Below are 26,358 nucleotides of genomic sequence, written 5' to 3'. Positions count from 1 at the left end.
CGCCTTTCACCGAAGGGGTGGGAACCGATCGTATCGGCGATCGAACTCGCCTCAGAGCACGACGGTACGACGCTCCCGCGCGCTGATCTGCGCCGCCTCGATCACGCGAATCACGTCGCGCGCCTCGCGGGCGTCGACGGGCAACGCCGAGCCATCGCGGATCGCCGACGCGACCTCGTCGTAGAACGCGGTGTAGCGGCCCGGCAGGGTGTCGATCGTGGCGACCGTGCCGTCGGCGTCCGTGAATCGTCCGAACAGCGCGGGATCGTCGTCGCCCCAGCCTTCGCCGCCCGGCCGGCGGCCTTCGCGCAACGCCGCCTCCTGGCCGTCGATGCCGTGCTTCACGAAGCTTCCGCCGTCGCCATGCACGAGGTAGCGGGGGCCCGGATCGCGCACCAGCACCGAGGCGTGCAGCACCGCGCGCCGCGTGCCGTAGTCGAGCACCAGGTGGAAATAATCGTCGGCCTTCGCCGCCGCGCGCTGCCGTGTCACGTCGGCGGTGATCGCGCGCGGCATGCCGAACAGCACCAGCGCCTGGTCGATCAGGTGGGCGCCGAGGTCGTAGAGGAGGCCGGAGCCGGGGACGTCGGTCTCCCGCCAGCCTGCCTTGATCTCCGGACGGAAGCGGTCGAAGTGGGCCTCGTAGTACGCGACCTCGCCGAGCCGTCCGTCGCCGACGAGGCGCCGCACGGTCAGGAAGTCGTTGTCCCAGCGCCGGTTCTGGAACACGGTCAGGCGGCGGCCCAGCCGCTCGGCGAGCGCGATCAGCGCTTCGGCCTCGGCGGCCTCGAGCGTGAACGGCTTGTCCACGACCACGTGCTTGCCGGCCTGCAACGCTTCGCGCGCCAGCCCGGCATGGGTGTCGTTGGGCGTGGCGATCACCACGAGCTCGATGCCCGGATCGGCGAGCAGCGACTGAGCATTTTCGTAGGCCCGGGCTTCGGGGAAGTCCCGCTGGATGTCGTCCGCGCGGCGGCTGGCGATGGCGGTCAGGCGGAGGCCCGGGGCGGCGGCGATCAGGGGCGCATGGAAGACGGCGCCCGCCGTGCCATAGCCGATGAGGCCGGTGGGAATCGGTTGCATGGTCGTTCCGCGTGGTGACATGCCGGCAAGGGTAGCGCGGGGCGCCTGATCGTTTCGTTTAGGATCGTGCGGTTCGACGCCACCTTACCGACGACGCATGACCGCCACCGACCTCGACGCCACGCGACCCGCCCGGCTGCCCCGCCAGATTCCCTACATCGTGGGCAACGAGGGGTGCGAGCGCTTCTCCTTCTACGGCATGCGCAACATCCTCACGCCGTTCCTCGTGACGTCGCTGCTCATGTATCTGCCGGAAGCGGAGCGACCGGGCGCGGCGAAGGACGTGTTCCACACGTTCGTCATCGGCGTCTATTTCTTCCCGCTGCTGGGTGGCTGGCTCGCCGATCGCTGGTTCGGCAAGTACAACACCGTGCTGTGGCTGAGCCTGCTGTATTGCGTCGGGCATGCGTGCCTCGCGATCTTCGAGCACAGCGTCGCCGGTTTCTACACGGGGCTGGCGCTGATCGCGCTCGGCGCGGGCGGGATCAAACCCTGCGTCTCGGCCTTCGTCGGCGACCAGTTCGACGAGAGCAACCGGAAACTCGCGAAAGTCGTGTTCGACGCGTTCTACTGGATGATCAACGTCGGCTCCTTCTTCGCCTCGCTCCTGATGCCGTACTTCCTGCGCCACTACGGGGCGGCGGTGGCATTCGGCATTCCCGGCGTGCTCATGTTCGTCGCCACGCTCGTGTTCTGGAGCGGCCGGCGGCATTACGTCATGGTGCCGCCCACGCAGGGCGACCCGCACGGCTTCCTGAAGGTCGTCCGCACCGCGTTGCTGGCGCACACGCCGGGGCAGGGGCGGCCCGGCCTCGTCGTCACGTCGCTCGCGTTCGTGCTGGCCGCGGCGTCGCTCGCCCTGACGCCCGCGCTTGGCATCGTCGCCGCGCTCTGCCTCGCGCTGGTCTGCGTGCTCGGTGGCGTCGGCATCGGCGCGCGCATGCAGTTGGATCGGGCGCGGGGCGCGCATCCCGACGAGGCCATCGACGCCGTGGCCGTCGTGTTGCGCGTGCTGCTCGTGTTCGCGCTGGTCACGCCGTTCTGGTCGCTGTTCGATCAGAAGGCGTCCACGTGGGTGCTCCAGGCCAACGCGATGGTGGCCCCCGACTGGCTGCATCCGGCGCAGATGCAGGCGGTGAATCCCGCGCTCGTGCTGATCCTCATTCCGTTCAACAACCTCGTCGTGTACCCGATGCTGCGTCGCTTCGGCATCGAGCCGACCGCGCTGCGCCGCATGACCGTCGGCATCGCGCTCGCCGCGGTGGCCTGGGTGATCGTGGGTGCGATCCAGCTGGCGATCGACGGCGGCGACGCGGTCTCGATCGCCTGGCAGCTCGTTCCCTACGTGTTCCTGACGATGGGCGAGGTGCTCGTGTCGGCCACCGGCCTGGAGTTCGCTTACAGCCAGGCGCCACCGTCCATGAAGGGCACGCTGATGAGCTTCTGGACCTTGAGCGTCACCGTCGGCAACCTGTGGGTGCTGCTGGCGAACGCCGGCGTGCGCAACGACGCCGTGTTGGCCGGCATCGCCGGTACCGGCATGGGCGCGACCGCGTTCCAGATGTTCTTCTTCGCCGCGTTCGCGGGGTTGGCGGCGCTGGTGTTCGGTCTCTACGCGCGCCGCTATCGCGAAGTGGATTACTACCGGCCCGCGTGACGTTTCCTCCACGGCGCCGCGTGGAGCATCCATGGGTCCCCCACCGGAGCCCTTCCATGGTCGCGCCAAAGCATGCGTCGCCCGTTCCCACCGCGTCCATCGGCGAATGGCCGGGCAAGGTCGTCCTCGTCACCGGCGGTGCGCAGGGCATCGGCAAGGGCATCGCGGAGGCCGTCCTGGCCGCCGGCGGCAGCGTGCTCATCGGCGATCTCGACGCGGAAGCGGGCAAGGCCTGCCTGGACGAGTGGAACGTGCCGGACCGTGCCGCGTTCCTGGTGCTCGACGTGGCGAAGGAGGCGAGCGTGAAACGCTTCGTCGCGGGTGCGCTGAAGCGTTTCGGCCGCATCGACGGACTGGTCAACAACGCCGGCATCGCCGATCCGGTCACGGGGCCGCTGGAGGACCTCGACTGGAACGAATGGAAGCGACGCATCGATACGAACCTTGGTGGCGCGTTCCTCTGCTGCAAGCATGCGCTGCCCGAACTGAAGAAACGCAACGGCGCCGTCGTCAACATCGCGTCCTCGCGCGCGCATCAATCCGAGCCCGATACCGAAGCCTACGCCGCGAGCAAGGGCGGCATCGTCGCCTTCACCCATGCGCTGGCGATCAGCGCGGGACCCGTGCGCGTCAACGCAATCGATCCGGGATGGATCGTCGTCGACGACTGGAAGAAGCCCTCCGAGCGACGCAAGCCTAAGCTCTCCGCCGCAGACCACGCGCAACACCCCGTCGGTCGCGCCGGCGTGCCGCCCGACATCGGCGCGCTCGCGGTGTTCCTCCTGTCGTCGCAGGCCGGCTTCATCACGGGTGCGAACATCACCGCCGATGGCGGGATGACGCGGAAGATGCAGTACGTCTGATTCGAGTGCCTACGGCGACGCGTACCGGGCGAGCGGCACCGAGGTCCTCGCTCCGGCCACGAACCGCTTCGCCGCCTCGTCGTAATCCCACTGCTCGACGACGCACACCGAGCGGTCCTGTTGGGGATCGTGGTGCAGCGCGTGGAACGAATTGCTGATGCCTTCGCGGATGCGCGTCGACAGCGCCGTGCCCGCCTGCACGGACCATAGCTCGCTCGCGAGCTTGCGTGCCTCGTTGTTCAGCGGCCGCACGTAGGGCAGGTGGATGTGGCCGCCGAGTACGAGGTCGGCACCCGCGGCGGCCCATGCGGCGATGGCGGCTTCGCGGTTGATCAGCAGGTTTTCGACGTCCTTCTCGCGGATCACGTGTACCGGCTGGTGCGTCACGACGATGCGCAGCTGCGCGTCCGTCGCGTCGCGAAGCCGCCGGCTGACGCGTTCGATCTGCGCGTCCGATACCTCGCCGTTCTTGTGGCGCTTCGCCCGGACGGTGTTGACGCCGATCGCGAGGATGCCGTCGCTTGCGAACGTGGGCTCGAGGTCGTGGCCGAACACGCGGGCGAATTCGCCGAAGGGCGAGAAGGCGCGGGCGACGACGTTGAAGAGCGGTACGTCGTGGTTGCCGGGGATGACCAGCGTCGGGCGGGCGTAGGCGTCGATGAAGCGCCGCGCCGCTTCGAACTGGGCGCGCCGTGCGCGCTGCGTCACGTCGCCGGACAGGATCACGAGTTCCGGCGCCAGCGCGACGATGGTGTCGTGCAGGGCGGTGACGACCTCGGCGCGTTCCGTCCCGAAGTGCGGGTCGGAGATCTGCACGATCACGCTCAACCCGGATCCTCCCCGGGCTGGCGCGCGCGGTCGGTGAGCAGGCGCAAGGGGCGCGGCGCGGCGCGAAAGACGATGGGCGGATCGAGCCAGACGATTTCGCCATCGACCGCCACCTTGATCGCATGGCGGTGATGTTTCGGCGTCACGCGGATCTCGCGGAACGGAAAGCTCACGGCCTGCTCGGCATCGCCGAGCTTGCCCAGCGCGCCACGCAGGATGAGGCCGAGCATCGCCAGGCGTCCGATCGGCTTGAGCACGAGGCCGGCGAGCACGCCCTCGTTGCGGTGGACGGCCTCCGCCTCCGGCAGGCCGATTTTTTCCAGCTGCAGGGCGTTGTTACCCACGAAGAGGGTGGGCGTGCGCAGGTGCCGCGTTTGTTCGCCGTCGGTGACTTCGATGCGCAGGGGGCGATAACCACGCATCATCGTGGCGAGGCCCGACCACAGCGCGACGATGCGATGGCGGCCGAAGCGCTGCTTCCAGGCTTCGCGGTCTTCGAGCACCTGCGGATACAGGCCGAGGCTGCCGTTCACGAGGAACACCCGGTCGTTGACCATGCCGATCTGGGCATCGGACGGCGTCGCGCGCACGAGCGCTTCCGCGGCTTCGCGCGTTTCGGTCGGGATGCCGTGCGTGCGCCCGACGAAATTGAACGTGCCCTGCGGCAGCACGCCCATGACGAGATCCTCCTCCCACGCGGTGCCCGCGACGCAGTTGATCGTGCCGTCGCCGCCGGCGGCGACGATCGCGCCGCCTTCGGCCTTCGCGTACGCCGCGGCCTCGCGCACCACGGTCTTGATGTCGCGGCTGCCGTCGATGGGAAAGAACCGGTGGGTGCGGCCGGCGGCGTCGAGCACCGACGCGATCTCGGCCTGCGCCTCGTCGGCTTCGCGGCTTCCGGAGCCGGTATTGATCACGATGGCGAACGAGGTGGGCTGGGTCATGCGGCACAAGGAAGCATCCGTGCCGTCACGACCGCATGAAATCACCGGGCGGCGCGGCGGCCCTCGCGCAGGCGCAGGTACTCCGCGCTGCCTGCGCACAGCGTGACCCATGCCAGGCCCGTCGCGTAGCCGGCCATCACGTCGCTGAAATAGTGCACCTGCAGGAGGATCCGGCTGATCCCGACCAGCGTGATCATCGCCACGCAGGCGATCACGATGGGGCGGTGCCAGCGGGCGGGGCAGAGCACCAGCAGCACGTAGCCGAGCATGCCGTAGAAGACCATCGAACCGGAGGCGTGGCCGCTGGGAAAGCTGTAGCTGTGCTCGACGATGAAGCCGTGGTCGTGCAGCGGGCGTTCCCGCTGGAACCAGGCCTTGAGCGCACCGTTGATCAACGCCGTGCCCACCAGCGTGGCGATCCAGGTCGCCGCCAGCCGGTAATGCCGGCGCAGCAGCAGGCCCACGAAAACGAGGAACGTGGCGATGCCGAGCACCAGTCCGTCGCCGGCGTGAGTCACCACGGCGACGCCGCGGAGGACGGGCAACGGCATGTTCGCCCGCAGGTCGCGCGCGAGGTTGGCGTCGAACACCGTGAGACCCGCCGCGCCCCTGACTTCCACCGCGATGGCGGTGGCGATCGTCAGCATCGCCACAACGATGGCCAGCGCGGTCATCGGCCGGAGCAGGCTGCGCGCCGCGGCGTCCAGGCCCTCGCGGCGGCGCACGGCGCGTCGCCAGGCCACGTCGGCACCCACGAGCGTCGCGGCGAGCAGCGTCGCCCATAGGCTCAGGGCATGGCGGCTGATCCACTCCGCGTCCATTTCGCTCGGTCCTCGTCTCGTGGCAGGATCGGCCATGTTGCCACGCCGCGCGTCCGCGGCCCGAGAAGGGGATCCACACGATGAACGTCACGCTCGCCCGCGCGACCCTTGCGCTCGCGCTTCTCGCCGCGGGACTCCCCGCCGCCCACGCCGACGACGCGCCGCTCGCGCATCGCATCGTCCGCGTGTCGCTCGACGGTGCCACGGACAAGGGCACGTCGGGCCGGCTGCTCCTGTTCGCCGCACCCGCGTCCGCGGCGAAGAACGGCAAGCTCGACGAAGTGGACACGAATCCGTTCCAGCCCAAGGCGGTGTCGGTCGCGGGGCGCGAGGTGAGCTGGATCGCCCCCGGCCAGTCGGTGGACATCGACACGGACGGCGAAGCGTTCCCGGCCGGGTTTTCCACGCTGCCGCCGGGCGATTACCTCGTGCAGGCCGTGCTCGATGTCGGCAACGACTACAACTACCACGGCCGCCACGCGGGCGACCTGATCAGCGACGTGACGCCCGTGAAGCTGACCCCGGGGGGCAGCCTGCCGGTGCTGAAGCTGACGAAGACGGTGCCCGCGAAGGATCCCTGGGACCTGCCGCCGCAGGCGCCGAAGGACGTGCGGGACGCCGCGCCGGAGGCGCGCAGGCACGCGCATGCCGAGGTGTTCCAGAGTCCCTCGCTCACGGCCTTCATGGGCCGCCCGGTATCGATCCGCGCCTGGGTGCTCACGCCGCCCGGCTACGATCCGAACGGCGGCACGCGCTACCCGGTGGCGTACGTCACCCACGGCTTCGGCGGCGGTTTCGATCGCTTCACCGGCAACATCGCGTTCCTCTGGCACGCGATGACGAAGAAGGACATGCCGCCGATGATCTGGGTGCTGCTGGACGAGTCCGGCCCCACCGGCACGCACGAGTTCGCCGATTCCGTGAACAACGGTCCCTGGGGCCAGGCCCTCACCACCGAATACATCCCGTGGCTGGAAGGCCGTTACAGGATGGACGGCAAGGCGAGCGGCCGGTTCCTCAACGGCCACTCGTCGGGGGGCTGGGCGACGCTCTGGTTGCAGACGCGCTATCCGAAGGTGTTCGGCGGCACATGGTCGACCTCGCCCGACCCGAGCGACTTCCACGACTTCACCGGCATCGACCTCTATGCCGCGAACGCCAACGCCTATCGCAAGGCCGACGGCAGCGTGAACCCACTGGTGCGCGACAAGGGCAAGGTGATCGCCACGTTCGAGACGTTCGCGAAGCTGGAGCGCGTGCTGGGCGCCTACGGTGGCCAGCTGGCATCGTTCGAATGGGTGTTCTCGCCGCGCGGCAAGGATGGCCGCCCCGAGCCGATGTTCAACCGCGACACGGGCGCGGTGGACGCGGACGTGGCCGCCTACTGGCGCGAGCACTACGACATTTCTCAGCGGGTGAAGACGCACTGGCCCGAACTGAAGCCCGATCTCGACGGCAAGATCCACCTGATCGTCGGCACCGCCGATACGTTCTACCTCGACGGGTCGGCGCACCTGTTCAAGGGCACGCTGGACGAGCTGCACGCGAAGAGCGATTTCCGTTTCTTGCCAGGCCGCACGCACTTCGATCTCTACGCCGAGGGCGACGACAAGCAGGCGCTGCTGAAGAAGATCGCGTGGGAGATGTACGGCGTCGCCCGGCCGGGGCAAGGCAAATAGGTCGCGTGCCCGTGCCAGGCATCGCACCCTTCGGTAGCCGCCTGGCTACCGAAGGGTGGGAGCCGATCGCCTCGGCGATGTGGCTGCCGCGGCTCCCATGTACGACCAAAGTGCAACGGAGCCGGCGGGCTGCGTGATCTAGGCTGATCGCATACTGCACGAGGTGATCCGCATGCGCTACGAAGACGCCTGGCGACGCTCGGTCGACGACCCGGAGGGTTTCTGGGGAGAGCAGGCGAAGCTGATCCATTGGGAGACGCCACCCGCGCGCATCCTCGACGCGACGCATCCGCCGTTCCGCCGCTGGTTCGTGGGCGGCACGACCAACCTCTGCCACAACGCGGTGGATCGCCACCTGGACACGCGCGGCGACCAGCTCGCCATCGTCGCGGTGTCCACCGAGACGAACACGACGCGCGAGATCACGTACCGCGAACTGCATCGCGAGGTGAACGCGTTCGCCGCGATCCTGGTGTCGCTCGGCGTCGGGCGGGGCGACCGTGTCGTCATCTACCTGCCCAACATCGCGGAAGCCACGTTCGCCATGCTCGCGTGCGCACGCATCGGCGCCATCCATTCGGTGGTGTTCGGCGGCTTCGCGGCGCACAACCTCGCGCTGCGCATCGACGATGCGGAGCCCGCGCTGCTGATCTGCGCCGACGCCGGCATGCGCGGCGGCAAGGTCATCCCGTACAAACCGCTGGTGGATGCGGCGCTGCGCGAGGCGAACGCCGCACCGGCGCACGTGCTCGTCGTCGACCGTGGCCTGGATCCCGCGATGGAGCGGCAACCGGGACGCGACGTGGATTACGCGACCCTGCGCGAACGGCATCTCGACACCGACGTACCCGTCGTCTGGCTCGAATCCAACGAGCCGAGTTACCTGCTCTACACCTCCGGTACCACGGGCAAGCCGAAGGGCGTGCAGCGCGACGTCGGCGGTCACGCGGTGGCGCTGGCGCTGTCCATGACGACCATCTTCGACCTGCGCCCCGGGCAGACCATCCTATGCACGTCCGACGTCGGCTGGGCGGTCGGGCATTCGTACAACGTCTACGGGCCGCTGATCGGGGGCTGCACCGCGATCCTCTACGAGGGCGTCCCGACCTCGCCGGACCCCGGCATCTGGTGGCGCCTGTGCGAGACCTACGGCGTGCGCACGATGTTCTCGTCGCCCACGGCGATCCGCCTGCTGAAGAAACAGGACGCCGCGTGGCTCTCGCGCTACGACCTCTCCGCCCTGGAATGGATCTTCCTCGCGGGCGAGCCGCTCGACCGTCCGACGTACGAGTGGCTCACCGCCGGCACGGGCAAGACGGTGATCGACAACTACTGGCAGACGGAGACCGGCTGGCCCGCGCTGTCGCTGATGCCCGGGCTCGACCTGAAACCCGTGAAGCCGGGCTCGCCCGGGTTCCCCACGTTCGGCTACCGCATGCGCGTGATCGACGAAGCCACGGGCGAGGAGAAACCGGCGGGGGAGAAGGGCGTGCTGGTGATCGAGCCGCCCCTGCCGCCGGGATGCCTGACCACGATCTGGCGCGACGACGAGCGTTACCGGCGAAGCTACTTCGGCCACTTCAGCGAGTGCCTGTACAGCTCGCTCGACTGGGCCGTGCGTGACGCCGACGGCTACTTCTTCATCCTCGGACGCACCGACGACGTCATCAACGTCGCGGGGCACCGGCTGGGCACCCGCGAGATCGAGGAATCGGTGGCGTCGCTCGGCGCCGTCGCCGAGGTGGCGGTCGTGGGCATCGTCGACGAGCTGAAGGGGCAGGTGCCCGCCGTGTTCGCCACGCTCAGGCAGGGCGTGACCGACGACCCCCGGGACGTCGCGCAGGCGATGGAGCGCCGGGTGGTCGAACTGCTGGGGAGTCTCGCGCGGCCGGCCTGCGTCTACGTCGTCGGCGCGCTGCCGAAGACACGGTCCGGCAAGCTGTTGCGGCGGTCGCTGCAGGCGCTGATCCAGGGCACCGATCCCGGCGATCTGTCGACCCTCGACGATCCGAACGCGCTGGACGAGGTGCGCCGGGCGATCCTGCGCGGGCCCGATTGCGGCGCAAGGCGGGCGTGAATCGCCGATGCGATCGGCTCCCACCCTCCGGTAGGAAAGGTGGGAGCCGATCGCATCGGCGACAAGCCGACGGAGCGGCTTAGCCGCAGCGCAACAACAGGCGAACATCCCTCCACGCTAAAATGCCTCCCTTTACGCGGAGAGTTCCATGGCACAGCACCCCTCGGCCGGCGCGCGTTTCCGGGCCGCCCTCGCGGCCGAACAGCCGCTGCAGGTCATCGGCGCGATCAACGCGAACCACGCGCTGCTGGCGAAACGGGCCGGGTTCCGCGCCATCTACCTCTCCGGCGGCGGTGTCGCGGCCGGTTCGCTCGGCCTGCCGGACCTCGGCATCAACACCCTCGACGACGTGCTCACCGACGTCCGCCGCATCACGGACGTCTGCGACCTTCCGCTGATGGTCGACATCGACACGGGTTTCGGTCCGAGCGCGTTCAACATCGCGCGCACCGTCAAGAGCCTGATCAAGTTCGGCGCCGCGGCCTGCCACATCGAGGATCAGGTCGGCGCGAAGCGCTGCGGTCACCGCCCGGGCAAGGAAATCGTCACCACCGAGGAAATGGCCGATCGCGTCAAGGCGGCGGCCGACGCGAAGACCGATCCGGACTTCTTCCTCATCGCGCGCACCGATGCGATCGCGGTGCAGGGCGTGGATGCCGCCATCGAGCGCGCCATCGCCTGCGTCGAGGCCGGCGCGGACGCGATCTTCGCCGAGGCGGCCTACGACCTGCCGACGTACAAGCGTTTCGTCGATGCCGTGAACGTGCCGATCCTCGCCAACATCACCGAATTCGGCCAGACGCCGCTGTTCAGCACCAAGGAACTCGGCAGCGTCGGCGTCGGCATCGTGCTGTATCCGCTTTCCGCGTTCCGCGCCATGAACAAGGCCGCCGAGAACGTCTACACCGCCATCCGCCGCGACGGTCACCAGCGCAACGTCATCGACACGATGCAGACGCGCGAGGAACTCTACGACCGCATCGGTTACCACGCTTACGAACGCCACCTCGACGAACTGTTCTCCAAGAAGGTTTAAGGAGTTTATGGACATGAGCGACACCACCATCGCGCCGAAGGCCAAGAAATCCGTCGCACTCTCCGGCGTGACCGCGGGCAACACCGCGCTGTGCACCGTCGGCCGCAGCGGCAACGACCTGCATTACCGCGGCTACGACATCCACGATCTCGCCGCCAAGGGCTCGTTCGAGGAAGTGGCCTACCTGCTGGTCCACGGCGTGCTGCCGAACTGGATGGAGCTGAACGCGTACCGCGCCAAGCTGAAGCGCCTGCGCGGCCTGCCCGCGCCGGTGAAGGGCGCGCTGGAGCTGCTACCCGCCGCGACGCATCCGATGGACGTCATGCGCACGGGCGCGTCGGTGCTCGGCACCGTGCTGCCGGAGAAGGAAGACCACAACGTGACCGGCGCGCGCGACATCGCGGATCGCCTGATGGCGAGCTTCGGTTCGATGCTGCTGTACTGGTACCACTTCAGCCACAACGGCAAGCGCATCGAAACGGAAACCGACGACGACTCGATCGCCGCGCACTTCCTGCACCTGCTGCACGGCCGCAAGCCGAGCGAACTGCATTCGCATGCGCTCGACCGCTCGCTGGTGCTCTATGCCGAGCACGAGTTCAACGCCAGCACGTTCACGGCGCGCGTCATCGCCGGCACCGGTTCGGACATGTATTCGGCCATCACCGGTGCGATCGGCGCGCTGCGCGGACCGAAGCACGGGGGCGCGAACGAAGTCGCGATGGAGATCATCGCGCGGTACCGCGACGCGACCGAGGCGGAAGCCGATATCCGTGCGCGCGTGGAGCGCAAGGAGATCATCATCGGGTTCGGCCACCCGGTCTACACCGTGTCCGATCCGCGTAACGAGATCATCAAGGAAATCGCGCGCAAGCTCTGCACCGACGGCGGCAATCCGCGTCTGTTCGAGGTCTCGGAGAAGATCGAGAAGCTGATGTGGGAACTGAAGAAGATGTTCCCCAACCTCGACTGGTACTCGGCCTCCGCGTACCACATGATGGGCGTGCCGACGGCGATGTTCACCCCGCTGTTCGTCATCGCGCGCACGTCGGGCTGGAGCGCCCATGTGATCGAGCAGCGCCAGGACGGCAAGATCATCCGCCCGAGCGCGAACTACACGGGTCCGGAAGACCAGACCTACGTGCCGATCGAGAAAAGGTAAAGCCCGCGCTTTGCGCGGATCGCCGATACGATCGGCTCCCACCCTCCGGTAGGCAGCTACCGGAATAGAGGCTGCCCACCGGCAGGCAGCTACCGGAGGGGTGGGAGCCGATCGCATCGGCGATAGCCGACGGAGCGGTGAAGCCGGATCACAGGGCCGCCGCCAGGCGCGTGGCCTTGTCGATCGCCCGCTTGGCGTCCAGCTCGGCCGCCACGTCGGCACCGCCGACCAGCCGCACGTCGACGCCCTTCGCGACCAGCGCCTCGTGCAGTTCGCGATTGGGCTCCTGTCCCGCGCATACGATCACATGATCGACGTCGAGCACCTGCGGCTTGCCGTCGATCACCACGTGCAGCCCCGCATCGTCGATGCGCTCGTAGCTCACGCCGCCCAGCATCTGCACGCGCTTGTTCTTCAGCGTGGCCCGGTGCACCCAGCCCGAGGTCTTGTTCAGGCGTCCGCCGGGGCGACCTTCGCTGCGCTGCAGGAGCCACACCTGCCGCTCCGGTTTCTCCGGGCGCGCCGGCATGAGACCGCCCGGCGTCGCCATCGTCATGTCCACGCCCCATTCCTTCGTCCAACGCGAGACGTCCATGGTGGGGGAGGGTGTGGCTTCGGTCAGGAACTCGGCCACGTCGAAGCCGATGCCGCCCGCGCCGATGATCGCGACCTTCTCGCCGACGGGTGCGTCGCCGTGGAGGACGTCGAGGTAGCTCAGCACCTTCGGATGGTCCGCGCCCGGCAGGTCGAGCGCGCGCGGCAGCACGCCCGTCGCCAGGATGACGGTATCGAATCCGTCGCGGACGAGCGCGTCGGCCGTCGCGTCGGTGCCAAGGCGACGCTCGACGCCCGTGGCGTCGAGGCGATGGTCGAAATAGCGCAGGGTCTCGTGGAACTCTTCCTTGCCCGGGATACGCTTGGCCATGTTGAACTGGCCACCGATCGCCGATGCGCGGTCGAACAGCGTCACGGCGTGGCCGCGTTCGGCGAGCGTGGTGGACGCGGCAAGTCCGGCCGGCCCGGCGCCGACCACCGCGACGCGCTTCTTCGCGGTCGCGGGCGCGATCACGAGCTCGGTCTCGTGGCAGGCGCGCGGATTGACCAGGCACGACGCGCGACGATTCACGAACACGTGGTCGAGGCACGCCTGGTTGCAGGCGATGCACGTGTTGATGGTTTCCGGTCGCGCCGCGCGCGCCTTGTTCACCCATTCGGGATCGGCCAGCAGCGGGCGGGCCATGGACACCATGTCCGCGTCGCCCTGCGCGAGGATCCGCTCGGCGACGTCCGGCATGTTGATGCGATTGGTGGTCACGAGCGGGATGCCGACCTCGCCTTTCATCCGCCGCGTCACCCAGGTGAAGGCGCCGCGCGGCACGCTGGTGACGATGGTCGGTACGCGCGCTTCGTGCCAGCCGATGCCCGTGTTGATGATCGTGGCGCCGGCCGCCTCGATGGCCTTGCCCAACGTGACGATGTCCGTCCACGACTGCGCTTCGTCGACGAGGTCGAGCATCGACAGCCGGTAGACGATGATGAAGTCCCTGCCGACCGCCTCGCGCATGCGGCGGACGATCTCGACGGGAAATCGCATGCGGTTCTCGCTCGAGCCACCCCAGCGATCGGTGCGCTTGTTGGTGCGCGCCGCGAGGAACTGGTTGATCAGGTAACCCTCCGAGCCCATCACTTCCACGCCGTCGTAGCCGGCGTCCTGCGCGAGCTTCGCGCTGCGCACGAAGGCGTCGATGCTGCGTTCCACGCCGCGCGCCGAAAGGGCGCGGGGAGTGAACGGCGTGATCGGCGACTTGATCCGCGATGGCGCGACGGAAAACGGCTGGTACCCGTAACGCCCCGCGTGCAGGATCTGCATGCAGATCTTCCCGCCCTCGGCGTGCACGGCCCGCGTGACCTTGCGATGGCGACCGACGTGCCATGGCATCGACATCGTGCCCGACATCGGCTTCAGCCAGCCCTGGATGTTCGGCGCGATGCCGCCGGTGACGATCAGGCCCACACCGCCCCGCGCGCGTTCGGCGAAGAAGGCCGCCAGCTTGTCGAAATCGGCCGCCTTGTCTTCCAGGCCCGTGTGCATGGAGCCCATGAGCACGCGGTTGCGCAGGGTGGTGAAGCCCAGGTCGAGCGGGGCAAGCAGGTGCGGGTAGGCCACGGAACGCTCCGGTTCAAACGATCGTTCGAATGATCGTCCGATCCCGGCCCGAGGGCAAGCGATAGAAGGCCCGCCGAATAGGCCCCGGATACCCGCCGCGACAGCCATCTCACTCCCGCCGCAACGGCGTTACGGCGTGTATCGCGTCCGTTACATGACGTGCGCGCTCTTCCGCCGGCTAGGCCGCGTAAACCCGCATGGATGCACGCCTCTCCGCAAATACGGCCAAAGGCACGCAACTTGCTGCGGCTCCTTCACCCCCCGTGTTGGCAGGACGCGGCGGTCGGCAAGAGAAACAGGGGTTCGCGAAGCTCATGCTATGCACACCAGGAGACTCTCCCATGCGTAAGACTCTTATCGCCACGGCGATCTGCCTCGCCACCGGACTTTCGCTGCCGGTGATGGCCGACGACACCCAGACCGGATCCTCGGGCGCCACCGCGCAGCGCCGGTCCATGGCTATCCAGTATTCCGACAGCTCCACGTACAGCGACAGCTCGACCCATTCATGGGCCGACAGTTCGACGCATACGAAGACGACCACCGGTTCGTTCAACACGACGAACGTGGCCGCGAACACCGTACTCAACGGCACCGTGAGCGACGTCAGCTCGACGATGGGCAACGTGGCCTGGAACCGCGGCGACGCCAGCGGAGCGCGTGGCGGATCCGGCGGTGACGGCTACGGCGCGAAGGGCTACGGCGGCCATGGCGGATCCGGCGGCGACGGCGGAAACGCCCGCGCCAGCGGCGCCGTGGGCGGCGATGGCTCCTCCTCGTCGGGCGACGCCTGGGCCGCGAGCGGAGCGAGCGGCGGCGGTGCATGGGGCGACGGCGGCGACGCGTCCGGCGACGGCGGCAACGCGCGTGCGCGTGGCGCGGGTTCGCATACCTCGACCGGCGGATCCACCGCCAGCACGGGCGGCGCGAGCAGCAGCACGGGCGGCGCGGGCACCTCCGGTGCGTCGACCGGCACGTCGGGCGCGTCGACCGGAACGGGCGGCGCGGGCGGCGAAGCCATGGCGGCGGGCGGCGCGGGCGGCGCCGGCGGTGCGGGTGCTTCCGGTACCGGCGGCTCGGGCTCCGGCGCGGCCGGTGGAGCGGGCGGTGCGGGTGGCTCGGCGTCCGCGAACGCCGGCTCGTTCTCGGTGGCCAACACCTTGAGTGGCGGTGCGGGCGCGGCCGGTATCACGACCTCGGTCGCGAACATCGGTGGCGGCCTGATCCAGACCGGCATCACCGTCCAGGCGAACATCAACCCGTAACAGGTTGTGCTCGGCAACAGGAACCACAGGGCGCCGTCGCGCCCTGTGGTGACCGCAGGGAACCGTCAGGACCTCGAGGACACCCAGATGCCGCAGTTTTCCAGACAACGGGTACGCCTGGCAGCGATCGTCGCGATCGTCGCCTTCAGCGGAGGAGCCGCGTCCGCCGCGACGCCGCCGCAGCAATCGCCGCCGACATCGTTCGGCCAGCCGACGCCGGTCGAGGCGCTCGGTGACATGACCGGCGGAAGCGACACCACGCACAACACCAACCAGCTGAACGCCACGATGAGCGAGGCGGATGCGAGGCGGAACATCACGGGCACGAACGTCATTTCCAGCGACGCGCTGAGCAACGCTTCCGGCATCCCCACCGTCATCCAGAACAGTGGCAACAACGTGATCATCCAGAACGCCACGATCGTGAACCTCAGGATGAATCCATGAAGATCGCCTGCGCCGTTGGCCTCGCATTGCTCGTCGCGGCACCGGCCGCGCCGGCGATGAAGGTCGAGGTGCAGACGAGTCCGGGTACGTCGTACCCGGTGAAGATGACCAGCCTCAAGGAAGCGCGTTTCCGCAACACGGTGCGGCAGAAGTACGACTTCAGCTGCGGCTCCGCGGCGGTGGCGACGTTGCTCACCTACCAGTACAGCGACCCCATCGACGAGCAGTCGGCGTTCGACATCATGTACGAGCACGGCGACCAGGCGAAGATCGGCAAGGAGGGTTTCTCCCTGCTCGACATCAAGCGCTTCCTCGCCTCGCGCGGCTTCCAGGCCGACGGTTTCGACGTGCCGCTCGAACGCCTAGAGGTCGAAGGCGTTCCCGCCATCGTGCTGATCAACGAACGCGGCTACCACCACTTCGTGGTGGTCAAGGGTTACAAGAAGGGCCGCGTGCTGCTCGGCGATCCCGCCCGCGGCACGCGCGCGATGTCCCGGCGCCGCTTCGACGCGCTGTGGACCAACCGCATCGTCTTCGTCATCCACAACGAACGCGACCGCGCGATCTTCAACAGTCCGCGCGACTGGGCCGTCGCACCCGCGGCGCCCATCGCCGAAGGCATCGAGCGCAACGGACTGGGCCCCATCGTGATGCCGAAACGCGGTCCGGGGGACATATGAACACCCGACACTTCCTGATCGCCGCCGTCCTCGCCGGTGGCGCATGCGCCACCGCCCAGGCGGCGGATCTCCCGCGCCATCGCGCGGTCCCCGACGCGCAGCTCGACCGCATCCGCGGTGGCTACGACTTCGGCGACAACCTGAGGGCGTCGTTCGCGCTGCAACGCACCGTGCTGATCAACGGCATGGAAGCTATGCGGACGTCCATCTCGGTGCCGGACATCGCGACGATGACCGCTGACCAGGCGGCCGCGCTGCAGAACGCGTTGCGCACGACCATCGTCACCAACGGCATGGGCGAGGTGGCCGGATCGGTGCCGGGCGTGCAGACGCCCGCCGTAACGGCCCCATCGGCCGTCGCACCCGCCGCCGCCGCGGCGAACGGCGCGGCCGCTTCCGCGAACGGCAACGCGGCGAACGCAGGAGCAGCATCGGCCGCCGTGGTCGCGACGCTGCCCAGCGCGTCGTTGCCGGGGCTCGTCGTCCAGAACTCGCTCGACAACCAGGCCATCACGGCCACCACGACGATCGACGCGTCGGTCAACACGGCCAACATGCTGCAAAACATGAGGGTATCGGAGTCGATCCGCGACGCGGTGATCCAGTTCCGGGGGAACTAACGCATGTATCGCAACGGCAGGGTGATGCAGGCTAAAACGTGCGTGAGCGCCCTGGCGCTCGCGGTGCTTCCACTGTGGATCGGCGCGTGCCTGGCGCAGGAATCCAGCGTCGATCCGGAGCTGCGCGAGAAGATCGACGCACAGGGGCGACGCATCGACGCCATGCGAACCCGCATGGCGGAGCAGCTCGCCGAGCTCGAGCAGATGAAGCGCGAGCTCGCCGCGCAGGAGCTGCAGTACAACGACCTGCGCAAGGCCGTCGGGCTGAACGCGCTCGAGGAAGCGCGGGGCGCCGCTGGCGAACTCGCCGATCCGCGTGCGCAGGCGTCCGCGCCCGCGCAGGACGCACCCGGCGCCCCGCCGCCCGGCGCACCGGCGGCACCCGCGTCGGGCCCCGTCGTCGCCACGCAGCCCGTCGGACGCCGTCCGGAAACCGACGAACGGCCACCGGAGGTCGCACCCATCTTCGACCAGCCCGGTGTGCTCACGCCGCGCGGCAAGCTGATCGTCGAGCCGTCGTACCAGTACGGTTATTCGTCGAGCGATCGCGTCGCGCTGGTCGGCTACACGGTGATCCCCGCCGTCCTCATCGGCCTCGTCGACGTGCGCCAGGTGAAGCAGACGACGCAGACCGGCGCGATCGCGTTCCGCTACGGCCTGACCAACCGCATGGAACTGGAAGTGCGCGTGCCCTACGTGGACGTGCACACCGATACGATCAGCCGCGAGATCTTCACGGGCACCGCCACCGATCGCCTGTTCACCACCAGCGGCAAGGGCATCGGCGACGTCGAAGCCACGCTTCGCTACCAGATCAACGACGGTGGCCCCGACAAGCCGTATTACATCGGCTGGTTCCGCGCCAAGTCGCGCACGGGCCGCGATCCGTTCGAGGTGACGACGGATTGCGTGACGCGTTGCATCGAGAGCTTCACCGGCACCGGCCTGCCACTGCGCAGTCCGACCGGCTCGGGGTTCTACTCGGCGCAGCTCGGCGTGACGTGGCTCTATCCCTCCGATCCGGTGGTCTTCTTCGGCAACCTCAGCTACCTGCGCAACTTCGAGCGCAAGAACGTCAGCCGCACGATCCTCGGCGGCGGCAAGCAGTTCCTGGGCGACGTGAAAGCCGGCGACATCGCCGACATCAGCATCGGCATGGGTCTGTCGCTCAACGAGAAGGCATCGATCAGCATCGGCTACGACCAGGCCTTCGTCGCCCGCACCACGCAGGACGGCCATCCGCTCGCCGGATCGGCGCGCGCCACGCTGGGCTCGTTGCTCATCGGCGGCTCGTACCGCTTCAACGACAAGGAGACGCTCAACATCACGCTGGGCGTCGGCGTCACGCGCGACACGCCGGACACCACGATCACGGTGCGCCTGCCACTCACGCTGTAGCCCTCCGGAAGGTAGCGAGCGTCACATATCCGCACGCACCTCGCTCACAGTCCCTTCACCAACGTGACGCACTCCGCGTTTCAAACACGCGGAGGTTCCCGTGCACGCCGCGCACACATCATGGATCGTTAAGATTTCGCTCGGGGGTTCGATCAAAAAATACTTAGCAGGGAGTTACCAATGCGCTCACGTCCACATCGTCATGCCAAGGTCGTCGCGGGCCTCGCGCTGGCTTCGATCGCTACCTTCGGTGCCGCCGCGCACGCGCAGGACAGCAGCAACAAGAAGTCGCAGTCGCCCGCGCTCGACAACATCAGCGTCTGGGTCGGCGGCTACTACACCAACAACGACACGACGATCGGTGCCAACACCGGCATCCTCAACACCAGCGGCGACGTGAACCTCGAAGACGATCTCGACTTCAAGAAGCACAAGACGGTACCGCGCGTGCGCCTCGACTTCCTGATCGGCGAGCACCAGGGCTTCACCTTCGACTACTACAAGGTCGATCGTTCGAACTCGAAGAGCCTCTCCGAGCAGATCAACTTCCTCGGCAACCCGATCCAGGCCAGCGCCTACGTCAAGGGCGACCTGAAGTTCACCTTCGGCAGCGCGGCCTACAAGTGGTGGTTCGGCACCGGTAACGACGTGTTCGGCGTGGGCCTCGGTGCCGCGTACTACAAGGTCGAAGCCAGCATCTACGGCTCGGTCACCGCGCTCGGCCAGACCCAGTCCTCGGGCTCGTCCAGCGACACCAACGCCTGGGCCCCGAACCTGCAGCTCGGCTGGCGCCATGCGTTCAACGACCAGTGGCGCATGTACGTCAACGCGTCGGGCGTGAAGAAGAACGGCGGTTCGCTCAACGGCCACATCTGGGATGGTGCGGTCGGTGTCGAATGGTTCCCGTGGGAGAACGTCGGTTTCGGCGCCGAGTACGCCTATACCAAGATCGACCTGCACCAGGACAAGCGTCGCTACGACCTCGACCTGGACATGAAGCTGCACGGCCCCGCGGCTTACGTGCGCTTCCGCTTCTGATACGAAACTGGGTGGGAATCCAGGGGGCCGCCGAAAGGCGGCCCTTTTTGTTGGAGCGGACCCGGCCGCGATCGCTCCTCCCGACCACCCCGGAGCTGGCGCGCGAGGCTGAGGACCGTGGCGAAGAGCCGTCGCGGCCAGGTCCGCTCCCACAGGCGCACCGAACGGCAGGGGCTCTCGTGGGAGCGGCCCCGGCCGCGACGTCTTTTCGCGACCACCCCGGAGCTGGCGCGCGAGCTTGATGACCGTGGCGAAGAGCCGTCGCGGCCAGGTCCGCTCCCACAGGCGCACCGAACTGTTGGAGCGGCCCCGGCCGCGATCGCTCCTCGCGACCACCCCGGAGCTGGCGCGCGAACCTGACGACCGTGGCGAAGAGCCGTCGCGGCCAGGTCCGCTCCCACAGGCGCACCGAACTGTTGGAGCGGCCCCGGCCGCGACATCGTTTCGCGACCGCCCCGGAGCTGGCGCGCGAGCTACGCCGCGGCCTGGCGGCGGCGCGCGTAGAGCCAGCCGCCACCGCAGATGCCGGCGACGAGCAGCACGTCGAGCAGCCACGGCGCCCACGGGCGTGCCTCGAACCAAGGGGCGAGCAGGTGGTCGTGCGCGATCATCCGCGCGGCCGTCCACGCGATCGCGCCCGCGCCGATGTAGACGATCACGGGGAAACGTTCGATGAGGCGCAGGATCAGGGTCGAGCCCCAGACGACCAGGGGCACGCTGATGGCCAGTCCGAGGATGACGAGGCCCATGTGCCCCTTGGCGGCGCCGGCGATCGCCAGGACGTTGTCCAGGCCCATCAGAGCGTCGGCCACGACGATGGTGCGGATCGCCGACCAGAAACCCGAGGCGGGGCTGATGTCGGGATCGTGCTCCTCGTGCTTGAGCAGCTTCCAGGCGATGGGCAGAAGGAGCAGGCCGCCGGCCAGCATCAGGCCGGGAAGCTTGAGCAGCCAGATCACGGCGAAGGTGAGGAGGATCCGGATCGCGATCGCGCCGAACGTGCCCCAGAAGACGGCTTTCTTCTGCAGGTGGCGGGGCAGGTTGCGCGCGGCGAGGGCGATGACGATGGCGTTGTCGCCCGCCAGCACGAGATCGAGCAGGACGATGGCGGCGAGGCCGGAGAGGAACTCGGGAGTGAGGAAATCCATGTGTGGGTACCTTCGCGCGCGGTGGTCGGACCAATGCGGCGGCGACGGGTACGCGCCCCCGTCGTCACCGCAAAAGTCTCGTTCCTGGCGCGAAGCCACCGCGACGACCGGGTTGCGTGGGAGCAACCGTACTGACGATCGTCGCGCACGGGGCCGGGATGGCCGCCGCGGAACTACTCCCCTTCGGGTGTGTCGTGGGGCGCATTGTCCCTGTTGGGATGCACCGCGGCAAGACATCCCCCGGGGGTCACCGGCTAAAATCGCGGGCTTTCCCAACCCCTCGCGAGTGAAGTCATGAGCGCACACGACATCCGTTCCGCCACGCGTCCCGATCCGGACCAGCCGCTGGTGGACATCGCCAACTACGTGGCCGATTACCAGATCGACTCGCAGGAGGCCTACGACACCGCGCGCTACATGCTCCTGGACTCGCTCGCCTGCTCCGCGCTGGCCATGAAGTTTCCCGACTGCGTGAAGCATCTCGGCCCGGTCGTCCCGGGCGCCGTGATGCCCGGCGGCGTGCGCGTGCCGTTCACCTCGCACGAGCTCGATCCGGTGCAGGCGGCCTTCGCGATCGGCACCCAGATCCGCTACCTCGACTTCAACGACACATGGCTCGCCGCCGAATGGGGCCATCCCTCGGACAACCTGGGCGCCATCCTCTCGGTCGCCGACTACCTGTCGCGCAAGGCGGAGAAGGAGGGCGGCAAGGCCCTGACCGTCCGCGACGTGCTCGGCTACGCCATCAAGGCCCACGAGATCCAGGGCTGCTACGCGCTGAAGAACAGCTTCAACCGCGTCGGCCAGGACCACGTGATCCTCGTCCGCCTCGCCTCCACGGCCGTCACCACGGCGATGCTGGGCGGCGGCAAGGAGCAGATCACCACCGCGGTGTCGCACAGCTGGATCGACAACGGCGCGCTGCGCACGTACCGCCACGCGCCGAACACGGGCCCGCGCAAGAGCTGGGCCGCCGGCGACGCCTGCCGCCGCGCCGTCACGCACGCCATCAACGCCGTCTACCGCAACGTGGTCGGCTACCCGTCGGCGCTCTCGGCGAAGACCTGGGGCTATTACGACGTGGCCTTCAAGGGCAACGCGTTCGAGTTCGAGCGTCCGTTCGGCAGCTACGTCATGGAGAACGTGCTTTTCAAGATCAGCTTCCCTGCCGAATTTCACGCCCAGACCGCGGTGGAATGCGCGATGCAGCTGCACGCGCAGGTCGGTTCGCGCATCGACGAGATCGAGAAGATCGTCATCGAGACGCAGGAAGCCGGCGTCCGCATCATCGACAAGACCGGCCCGCTGGCCAACTACGCCGACCGTGACCACTGCATCCAGTACATGGTCGCCGTGCCGCTGATTTTCGGCCGTCTCACGGCCGACGATTACAACGATTCGGTGGCCGCCGACCCGCGTATCGACGCGCTGCGCGACAAAATGACCGTGGTCGAGAATCCGCAGTTCACCAAGGATTATTTCGACCCGGAAAAGCGCTACATCGGCAACTCGGTGCAGGTGTTCTTCAAGGACGGCACGTCCACCGAAAAGGTCTCCATCGACTTCCCGATCGGCCACCGCAAGCGCCGCGCCGAGGGCATCCCGGTGCTGCTGAAGAAGTTCGAGGCCGCCCTGCGCGCCGAGTGGCCCGCCGAGCGCGTGGAGAAGGTGCTCGCCGTGACCTCGTCGCCCGAAAAGCTCGACGCCATGCCCATTCACGAGTTCATGACGCTCTTCACGGCTTGATAATGGCCGTGACTCAAGTATGAACGGCGGTTTTTAGCATGTGCCCAATTGTTTGATTTTTGCTAAACTGCCGCCGCCCGTTGAAGGGGTTAAAAGCGAGGGACGGCTGAAGTCCCCGGATTCGATAAGAGTTCTACGCGCGATTTCCGTCTGGGGTGGAGCGCGGACGCGAATACCAATAATGAGGAGACACCGATGAAACGTAAGGGCTTGTTTTTGCTGATTGGCTTGGCCCTGGGCGGCGTGGGTGCCGTTCACGCGCAGGAATCCGACTCGTCGGGTAACGGCTACGACGGCCGCTGGTACATCGCCCCGACGGTTGGCGGTTACTACAACGACACCGACCGCAACACGAACAGCCGCCAGGTCTACTACGGCCTGGGCGTTGGCAAGTTCATCTCCAACAACGCGTCGATCGACATCTTCGCCGATCGCACCAAGCGCGATAACGACGGTGCTGGCCACTGGTCGAACAACAGCTACGGCGTTGCCGCCCGCTTCTACGCTGGTGCGTGGGACAGCTGGCGTCCGTACCTGCTGGCCGGCGTGATGGGTTCGTACCACCACAACCCGTCCGACAACGGTTGGTCCCCGGCTGCCGAGCTCGGCGTCGGCGTGTCGAAGACCATCACCGACAGCTCCGACTTCCGCGTTGAAGCCGGCTACCGCTACGATTGGGACGACAAGACCAACGACAGCGAGAACGGCTACGGCGACTGGTTCCTCGGCTTCTCGATCGTCTCGCGCTTCGGCGAGCCGCCGGCGGCTCCGGCTCCGGCCGCTGCTCCGGCCCCGGCCGCTCCGGACTGCTCGACGCTCGACAGCGACGGCGACGGCGTGAACGATTGCGACGACAAGTGCCCGGCCACGCCGGCTGGCACGATCGTCGGTCCGGACGGTTGCCCGCAGAAGGTCGTCATCGACCTGCGCGGCGTCAACTTCAAGTTCGACCGTCCGAAGAAGGGCGAGACGAACATCGGCCCGACCCTGCAGGAGCCGACCAGCGAGTCGCTGGGCGTCCTCGACCAGGCTGTCGACACCCTGCAGCGTTACCCGCAGGTCAAGGTCACGGTTGCCGGTTACACGGATAGCGTCGGTAAGGACGCTTACAACCAGGGCCTGTCCGAGCGTCGCGCGAAGATCGTGTACGACTACCTGACCTCGCACGGCATCGGTGCGGATCGTCTGGAAGGCCCGATCGGCCACGGCGAGAACAACCCGATCGACACGAACGACACGGCCGAAGGCCGCGCTCGTAACCGTCGCACGGAGCTGCAGGTTCAGCAGTAAGCCGCGCAAGATCGGTAGCAACACAAAGGAGCCCGGCGAAAGCCGGGCTCTTTTTGTTGGAGCTGACCCGATGGCCCAACGCTGGCGCGTGGGTTTGATGACCGAGGCGAAGAGCCGTCGCGGCCAGGTCCGCTCCCACAGCCGCACGGAACTGTTGGAGCGGACCCGGCCGCGACCGCTTTTCGCGATAGCCCCCGAGCTGGCGCGCGACCGTGATGACCGGGGCGAAGAGCTGTCGCGGCCAGGTCCGCTCCCACGCTCGCAGGCGCGACCTGCTAACCTCCCAGCCGTCTGGCCGTAAGGACGTCCATAAGGGGGCGCATGAAAGTCGTAACCGGATGGTTGGTCGCCGCCGCGCTCGCCTGCGCGGGCTGTGCGACGCATGCCGTTTCGCCGACCTCCACCGGTGACGCCGCGCATCCGGTCGCGGCGCGGGGCTGGGTGAGGACGGAGCTCTACTTCGGCCTGGGCGCCGCCGATGCCGCCTCCGGCGTGAGCGACACGGCCTGGCGCGCGTTCCTCGATGCCGAAGTCACGCCACGGTTTCCCAGTGGACTCACCGTGGTCGACGCCTACGGTCAGTGGCGTGACCCGGGGCAGGGCACGCCCGAGCGGCTGCGCTCGAAGGTCCTGATCCTTCTGCACCCCGATACGCCGGCCGCCCGCGCCGATATCGACGCGATCCGCGCCGCGTGGAAAGCGAAAACCGGCGACCGGTCCGTGCTGCGCGTCACCCAGCCCGCCGAGGTTTCCTTCTGATGGTGAAACAACCTTCCACGGCGCGCCGTTTCGGCGGCGGCGACCTCAACGGCCTGCTCGGCCTCGTGGTCGACAACCTGTCGCTGCTCGCCTTCATGGCGACCGCGCTCATCGGGATCTTCGGCATGCCCGCCGACCTGGTGTTCCGCCGCATGTTCCCCGGCACGGCGCTCGGTGTCCTGTTGGGCAACCTCGCCTATACGTGGATGGCCCGCCGGCTCGCCCTGCGCACGGGACGCAGCGATGTCACCGCCATGCCGCTGGGCATCGACGCGCCGACGACCATCGGCATGGCGTTGCTGGTGCTCGGTCCGGCCTACGCGGGCTATCGCCAGTCCGGACTCGACGAGCTCGCCGCCGGCGAGGCGACGTGGCACCTGGGCATGGCGTCGCTGGTCGTCATGGGTGCCCTGAAATTCGTGCTCTCGTTCTTCGGTGCGTGGGTGCAGCGCTCGGTGCCGCGCGCGGGCCTGCTCGGATCGATCGCGGGCATCGCGCTGGTGCTGATGGGCTTCCTGCCGCTGGTGGAGATCATGCGCGTCCCTGTCGTGGGCTTCGCGGGTCTGGGCATCGTGCTCTACGCGCTGATCGCGAAGCGGCGCCTGCCGTTCGGCGTGCCCGGTGTGCTCGGTGCCTTCGTCGTCGGTGTCCTGCTGTACTACGGTCTCGGGCCCTTCGGTCTGCTCGGCACCGGCTACCACGCCCCTTCGGCCTGGCAGTGGCGCATCGGCTTCCCCTGGCCCAGCCTGGGTTTCCTCGCGGGTCTGCCGGCCACCGTGCCTTACCTGCCGCTGATCCTCCCCTTCGGCCTGCTCATGGTCGTCGGCGGCATCAACGTCACCGAGAGCGCCCGCGCGGCCGGTGACGACTACGCCACGCGCGACATCCTGCTCGTCGAGGCGCTGGCGACGCTCGTCGCGGGCATCTGCGGCGGCGTCGCGCAGACCACGCCCTACATCGGCCAACCGGCTTACAAGGCGATGGGCGCGCGGACCGGCTACACGCTCGCCACGGGCCTGGTCATCGGTCTGGGCGGTGTCTTCGGTTATCTGTCGAACCTCGTCGAACTGTTGCCGGTGGCCGTGCTCGCGCCGATCCTCGTGTTCGTGTCGATCGGCATCACGACGCAGGCGTTCGAGGCGACGCCGCTGCGCTACGCGGGCGCGGTCGTCTTCAGCTTCTTCCCGGCGATCGCGCGCATGCTGGCGATCAAGCTGGGGGATCCGGGCATCGTGGATCCCGCGCACTTCGCGGCGCTCTACGGCGACGGGAGCCACGGCGTCTCGCCGCTCGCGGTGATCGTGATCCTCGGCAACGGGTTCATCATCACCTCGATGGTCTGGGCGAGCTTCGTCGTGGCGATGATCGACGGGCACGTGCGAAAGGCCGCGGGCATCGTGGCGCTGGGTGGGGTGCTCACCGCGTTCGGCCTGATCCACTCCGTGCAGCCGATCGGTTCCGTCTACCTGCCGTGGCTGCTCGATGCCGCGAACCAGGCGCTGGTCTGGCCGTTCGTCGCGGCGTACGGAGCGCTCGCGGTGGTGCTGCTCCTGCTTTCCCTGGCGCCCGAGAAAGCCGCGATTCCCCGCTGAACGCCGCCGCGCGGCTTGAATTGCCGGCAGGGGGCAGCCACCCTTGGAGTCTGTCCCA

The 26,358-nt window shown here is 68.1% G+C and carries 22 protein-coding genes; 16 read left to right on the top strand and 6 right to left on the bottom strand.

Going from position 1 to position 26,358, the window contains the following annotated elements; translation table 11 throughout:
* Positions 1-51 precede the first annotated feature (51 nt).
* On the bottom strand, positions 52-1,083 hold the full coding sequence (locus tag BMW54_RS09625) for an oxidoreductase (protein WP_090054950.1): 1,032 nt from the start codon (positions 1,081-1,083) through the stop codon (positions 52-54).
* A gap of 97 nt (positions 1,084-1,180) precedes the next feature.
* Between BMW54_RS09625 and BMW54_RS09620 the strand changes: the two genes are divergently transcribed.
* Together BMW54_RS09620 and BMW54_RS09615 are read left to right on the top strand one after the other, a co-directional pair.
* Complete coding sequence (locus BMW54_RS09620; protein WP_090054948.1) at positions 1,181-2,740, top strand: POT-type proton-dependent oligopeptide transporter; 1,560 nt, start codon at positions 1,181-1,183, stop codon at positions 2,738-2,740.
* Positions 2,741-2,796: 56 nt separating this feature from the next.
* The gene (locus BMW54_RS09615; RefSeq protein WP_090054946.1) at positions 2,797-3,603 is read left to right on the top strand and encodes an SDR family oxidoreductase; all 807 of its coding nucleotides are present in this window, start codon (positions 2,797-2,799) and stop codon (positions 3,601-3,603) included.
* 9 nt (positions 3,604-3,612) lie between these two features.
* Here the strand turns inward: BMW54_RS09615 and BMW54_RS09610 are convergent, their stop codons facing one another.
* From BMW54_RS09610 to BMW54_RS09600, 3 genes are read right to left on the bottom strand one after another with little or no spacing between them, the layout of a single operon-like run.
* On the bottom strand, positions 3,613-4,425 hold the full coding sequence (locus BMW54_RS09610) for a metallophosphoesterase family protein (protein WP_254779276.1): 813 nt from the start codon (positions 4,423-4,425) through the stop codon (positions 3,613-3,615).
* 2 nt (positions 4,426-4,427) lie between these two features.
* Positions 4,428-5,375, bottom strand: a complete 948-nt coding sequence (locus BMW54_RS09605) for a diacylglycerol/lipid kinase family protein (protein ID WP_090054943.1) — start codon at positions 5,373-5,375, stop codon at positions 4,428-4,430.
* 41 nt (positions 5,376-5,416) lie between these two features.
* Complete coding sequence (locus BMW54_RS09600; protein ID WP_254779182.1) at positions 5,417-6,232, bottom strand: phosphatase PAP2 family protein; 816 nt, start codon at positions 6,230-6,232, stop codon at positions 5,417-5,419.
* Between the two features lie 44 nt (positions 6,233-6,276).
* Between BMW54_RS09600 and BMW54_RS09595 the strand changes: the two genes are divergently transcribed.
* The 4 genes from BMW54_RS09595 (at position 6,277) to prpC (ending at position 12,150) form a co-directional block, all read left to right on the top strand.
* On the top strand, positions 6,277-7,875 hold the full coding sequence (locus tag BMW54_RS09595; protein ID WP_090054939.1) for an alpha/beta hydrolase: 1,599 nt from the start codon (positions 6,277-6,279) through the stop codon (positions 7,873-7,875).
* Between the two features lie 172 nt (positions 7,876-8,047).
* Positions 8,048-9,952 carry a propionate--CoA ligase gene (gene prpE / locus BMW54_RS09590; RefSeq protein WP_090054938.1) on the top strand — a complete coding sequence of 635 codons (1,905 nt, stop codon included), beginning with the start codon at positions 8,048-8,050 and terminating at the stop codon, positions 9,950-9,952.
* 148 nt (positions 9,953-10,100) lie between these two features.
* Complete coding sequence (gene prpB / locus BMW54_RS09585) at positions 10,101-10,988, top strand: methylisocitrate lyase (RefSeq protein ID WP_090054936.1); 888 nt, start codon at positions 10,101-10,103, stop codon at positions 10,986-10,988.
* A gap of 13 nt (positions 10,989-11,001) precedes the next feature.
* Positions 11,002-12,150 (top strand): bifunctional 2-methylcitrate synthase/citrate synthase, encoded by a 1,149-nt coding sequence (gene prpC, locus BMW54_RS09580; RefSeq protein WP_090055895.1) that lies wholly within the window; start codon positions 11,002-11,004, stop codon positions 12,148-12,150.
* A 148-nt stretch (positions 12,151-12,298) separates the two neighbouring features.
* On the opposite strand, the gene BMW54_RS09575 is transcribed toward prpC, so the two are convergent.
* Complete coding sequence (locus BMW54_RS09575) at positions 12,299-14,317, bottom strand: NADPH-dependent 2,4-dienoyl-CoA reductase (RefSeq protein ID WP_175472821.1); 2,019 nt, start codon at positions 14,315-14,317, stop codon at positions 12,299-12,301.
* A gap of 341 nt (positions 14,318-14,658) precedes the next feature.
* Between BMW54_RS09575 and BMW54_RS09570 the strand changes: the two genes are divergently transcribed.
* The 6 genes from BMW54_RS09570 (at position 14,659) to BMW54_RS09545 (ending at position 19,765) form a co-directional block, all read left to right on the top strand.
* Entirely contained in the window at positions 14,659-15,582 is a 924-nt protein-coding gene (locus BMW54_RS09570) for a hypothetical protein (RefSeq protein ID WP_090054933.1), read from the top strand.
* 87 nt (positions 15,583-15,669) lie between these two features.
* Positions 15,670-16,029, top strand: coding sequence for a hypothetical protein (locus tag BMW54_RS09565; RefSeq protein WP_139206077.1), 360 nt, complete (start codon positions 15,670-15,672; stop codon positions 16,027-16,029).
* The gene (locus BMW54_RS09560; protein ID WP_090054930.1) at positions 16,026-16,709 is read left to right on the top strand and encodes a C39 family peptidase; all 684 of its coding nucleotides are present in this window, start codon (positions 16,026-16,028) and stop codon (positions 16,707-16,709) included. Before BMW54_RS09565 ends, BMW54_RS09560 begins: the two co-directional genes overlap by 4 nt.
* Positions 16,706-17,329, top strand: a complete 624-nt coding sequence (locus BMW54_RS18815; RefSeq protein ID WP_090054929.1) for a hypothetical protein — start codon at positions 16,706-16,708, stop codon at positions 17,327-17,329. The genes BMW54_RS09560 and BMW54_RS18815 overlap by 4 nt, the downstream gene beginning before the upstream one ends.
* Before the next feature lie 42 nt (positions 17,330-17,371).
* Positions 17,372-18,727 carry an acetate kinase gene (locus BMW54_RS09550; protein ID WP_217642622.1) on the top strand — a complete coding sequence of 452 codons (1,356 nt, stop codon included), beginning with the start codon at positions 17,372-17,374 and terminating at the stop codon, positions 18,725-18,727.
* A gap of 180 nt (positions 18,728-18,907) precedes the next feature.
* On the top strand, positions 18,908-19,765 hold the full coding sequence (locus BMW54_RS09545) for an outer membrane protein (RefSeq protein WP_090054927.1): 858 nt from the start codon (positions 18,908-18,910) through the stop codon (positions 19,763-19,765).
* A 473-nt stretch (positions 19,766-20,238) separates the two neighbouring features.
* Here the strand turns inward: BMW54_RS09545 and BMW54_RS09540 are convergent, their stop codons facing one another.
* A complete protein-coding gene (locus BMW54_RS09540) occupies positions 20,239-20,913 on the bottom strand; it encodes a TerC family protein (RefSeq protein WP_090054925.1) in 675 nt (224 codons plus the stop codon).
* A gap of 294 nt (positions 20,914-21,207) precedes the next feature.
* Here BMW54_RS09540 and BMW54_RS09535 point away from each other — a divergent pair, with 294 nt between their 5' ends.
* The 4 genes from BMW54_RS09535 to BMW54_RS09520 all read left to right on the top strand — a co-directional run bounded on the left by BMW54_RS09535 (position 21,208) and on the right by BMW54_RS09520 (position 26,300).
* A complete protein-coding gene (locus BMW54_RS09535; protein WP_090054924.1) occupies positions 21,208-22,659 on the top strand; it encodes a bifunctional 2-methylcitrate dehydratase/aconitate hydratase in 1,452 nt (483 codons plus the stop codon).
* A 195-nt stretch (positions 22,660-22,854) separates the two neighbouring features.
* Entirely contained in the window at positions 22,855-23,949 is a 1,095-nt protein-coding gene (locus BMW54_RS09530; protein ID WP_090054922.1) for an OmpA family protein, read from the top strand.
* 321 nt (positions 23,950-24,270) lie between these two features.
* Complete coding sequence (locus BMW54_RS09525; RefSeq protein ID WP_090054920.1) at positions 24,271-24,708, top strand: DUF3574 domain-containing protein; 438 nt, start codon at positions 24,271-24,273, stop codon at positions 24,706-24,708.
* Positions 24,708-26,300, top strand: coding sequence for a hypothetical protein (locus BMW54_RS09520; protein ID WP_090054917.1), 1,593 nt, complete (start codon positions 24,708-24,710; stop codon positions 26,298-26,300). Before BMW54_RS09525 ends, BMW54_RS09520 begins: the two co-directional genes overlap by 1 nt.
* The last annotated feature ends 58 nt before the right edge of the window (positions 26,301-26,358 follow it).

Origin of the sequence: Luteibacter sp. 329MFSha (assembly GCF_900111665.1) — a bacterium.
Taxonomy (GTDB): domain Bacteria; phylum Pseudomonadota; class Gammaproteobacteria; order Xanthomonadales; family Rhodanobacteraceae; genus Luteibacter.
The sequence above is the reverse complement of the archived record's forward strand: the minus strand, read 5'-3'. Positions and strand labels throughout refer to the sequence as shown.

Coding starts and splice junctions, on each gene's coding strand:
- BMW54_RS09625 (WP_090054950.1), bottom strand. CDS start 1,083: ATGCAACCGATTCCCACCGGCCTCATCGGCTATGGCACGGCGGGCGCC.
- BMW54_RS09620 (WP_090054948.1), top strand. CDS start 1,181: ATGACCGCCACCGACCTCGACGCCACGCGACCCGCCCGGCTGCCCCGC.
- BMW54_RS09615 (WP_090054946.1), top strand. CDS start 2,797: ATGGTCGCGCCAAAGCATGCGTCGCCCGTTCCCACCGCGTCCATCGGC.
- BMW54_RS09605 (WP_090054943.1), bottom strand. CDS start 5,375: ATGACCCAGCCCACCTCGTTCGCCATCGTGATCAATACCGGCTCCGGA.
- BMW54_RS09600 (WP_254779182.1), bottom strand. CDS start 6,232: ATGGCCGATCCTGCCACGAGACGAGGACCGAGCGAAATGGACGCGGAG.
- BMW54_RS09595 (WP_090054939.1), top strand. CDS start 6,277: ATGAACGTCACGCTCGCCCGCGCGACCCTTGCGCTCGCGCTTCTCGCC.
- prpE (WP_090054938.1), top strand. CDS start 8,048: ATGCGCTACGAAGACGCCTGGCGACGCTCGGTCGACGACCCGGAGGGT.
- prpB (WP_090054936.1), top strand. CDS start 10,101: ATGGCACAGCACCCCTCGGCCGGCGCGCGTTTCCGGGCCGCCCTCGCG.
- prpC (WP_090055895.1), top strand. CDS start 11,002: ATGAGCGACACCACCATCGCGCCGAAGGCCAAGAAATCCGTCGCACTC.
- BMW54_RS09570 (WP_090054933.1), top strand. CDS start 14,659: ATGCGTAAGACTCTTATCGCCACGGCGATCTGCCTCGCCACCGGACTT.
- BMW54_RS09565 (WP_139206077.1), top strand. CDS start 15,670: ATGCCGCAGTTTTCCAGACAACGGGTACGCCTGGCAGCGATCGTCGCG.
- BMW54_RS09560 (WP_090054930.1), top strand. CDS start 16,026: ATGAAGATCGCCTGCGCCGTTGGCCTCGCATTGCTCGTCGCGGCACCG.
- BMW54_RS18815 (WP_090054929.1), top strand. CDS start 16,706: ATGAACACCCGACACTTCCTGATCGCCGCCGTCCTCGCCGGTGGCGCA.
- BMW54_RS09545 (WP_090054927.1), top strand. CDS start 18,908: ATGCGCTCACGTCCACATCGTCATGCCAAGGTCGTCGCGGGCCTCGCG.
- BMW54_RS09540 (WP_090054925.1), bottom strand. CDS start 20,913: ATGGATTTCCTCACTCCCGAGTTCCTCTCCGGCCTCGCCGCCATCGTC.
- BMW54_RS09535 (WP_090054924.1), top strand. CDS start 21,208: ATGAGCGCACACGACATCCGTTCCGCCACGCGTCCCGATCCGGACCAG.
- BMW54_RS09530 (WP_090054922.1), top strand. CDS start 22,855: ATGAAACGTAAGGGCTTGTTTTTGCTGATTGGCTTGGCCCTGGGCGGC.
- BMW54_RS09525 (WP_090054920.1), top strand. CDS start 24,271: ATGAAAGTCGTAACCGGATGGTTGGTCGCCGCCGCGCTCGCCTGCGCG.
- BMW54_RS09520 (WP_090054917.1), top strand. CDS start 24,708: ATGGTGAAACAACCTTCCACGGCGCGCCGTTTCGGCGGCGGCGACCTC.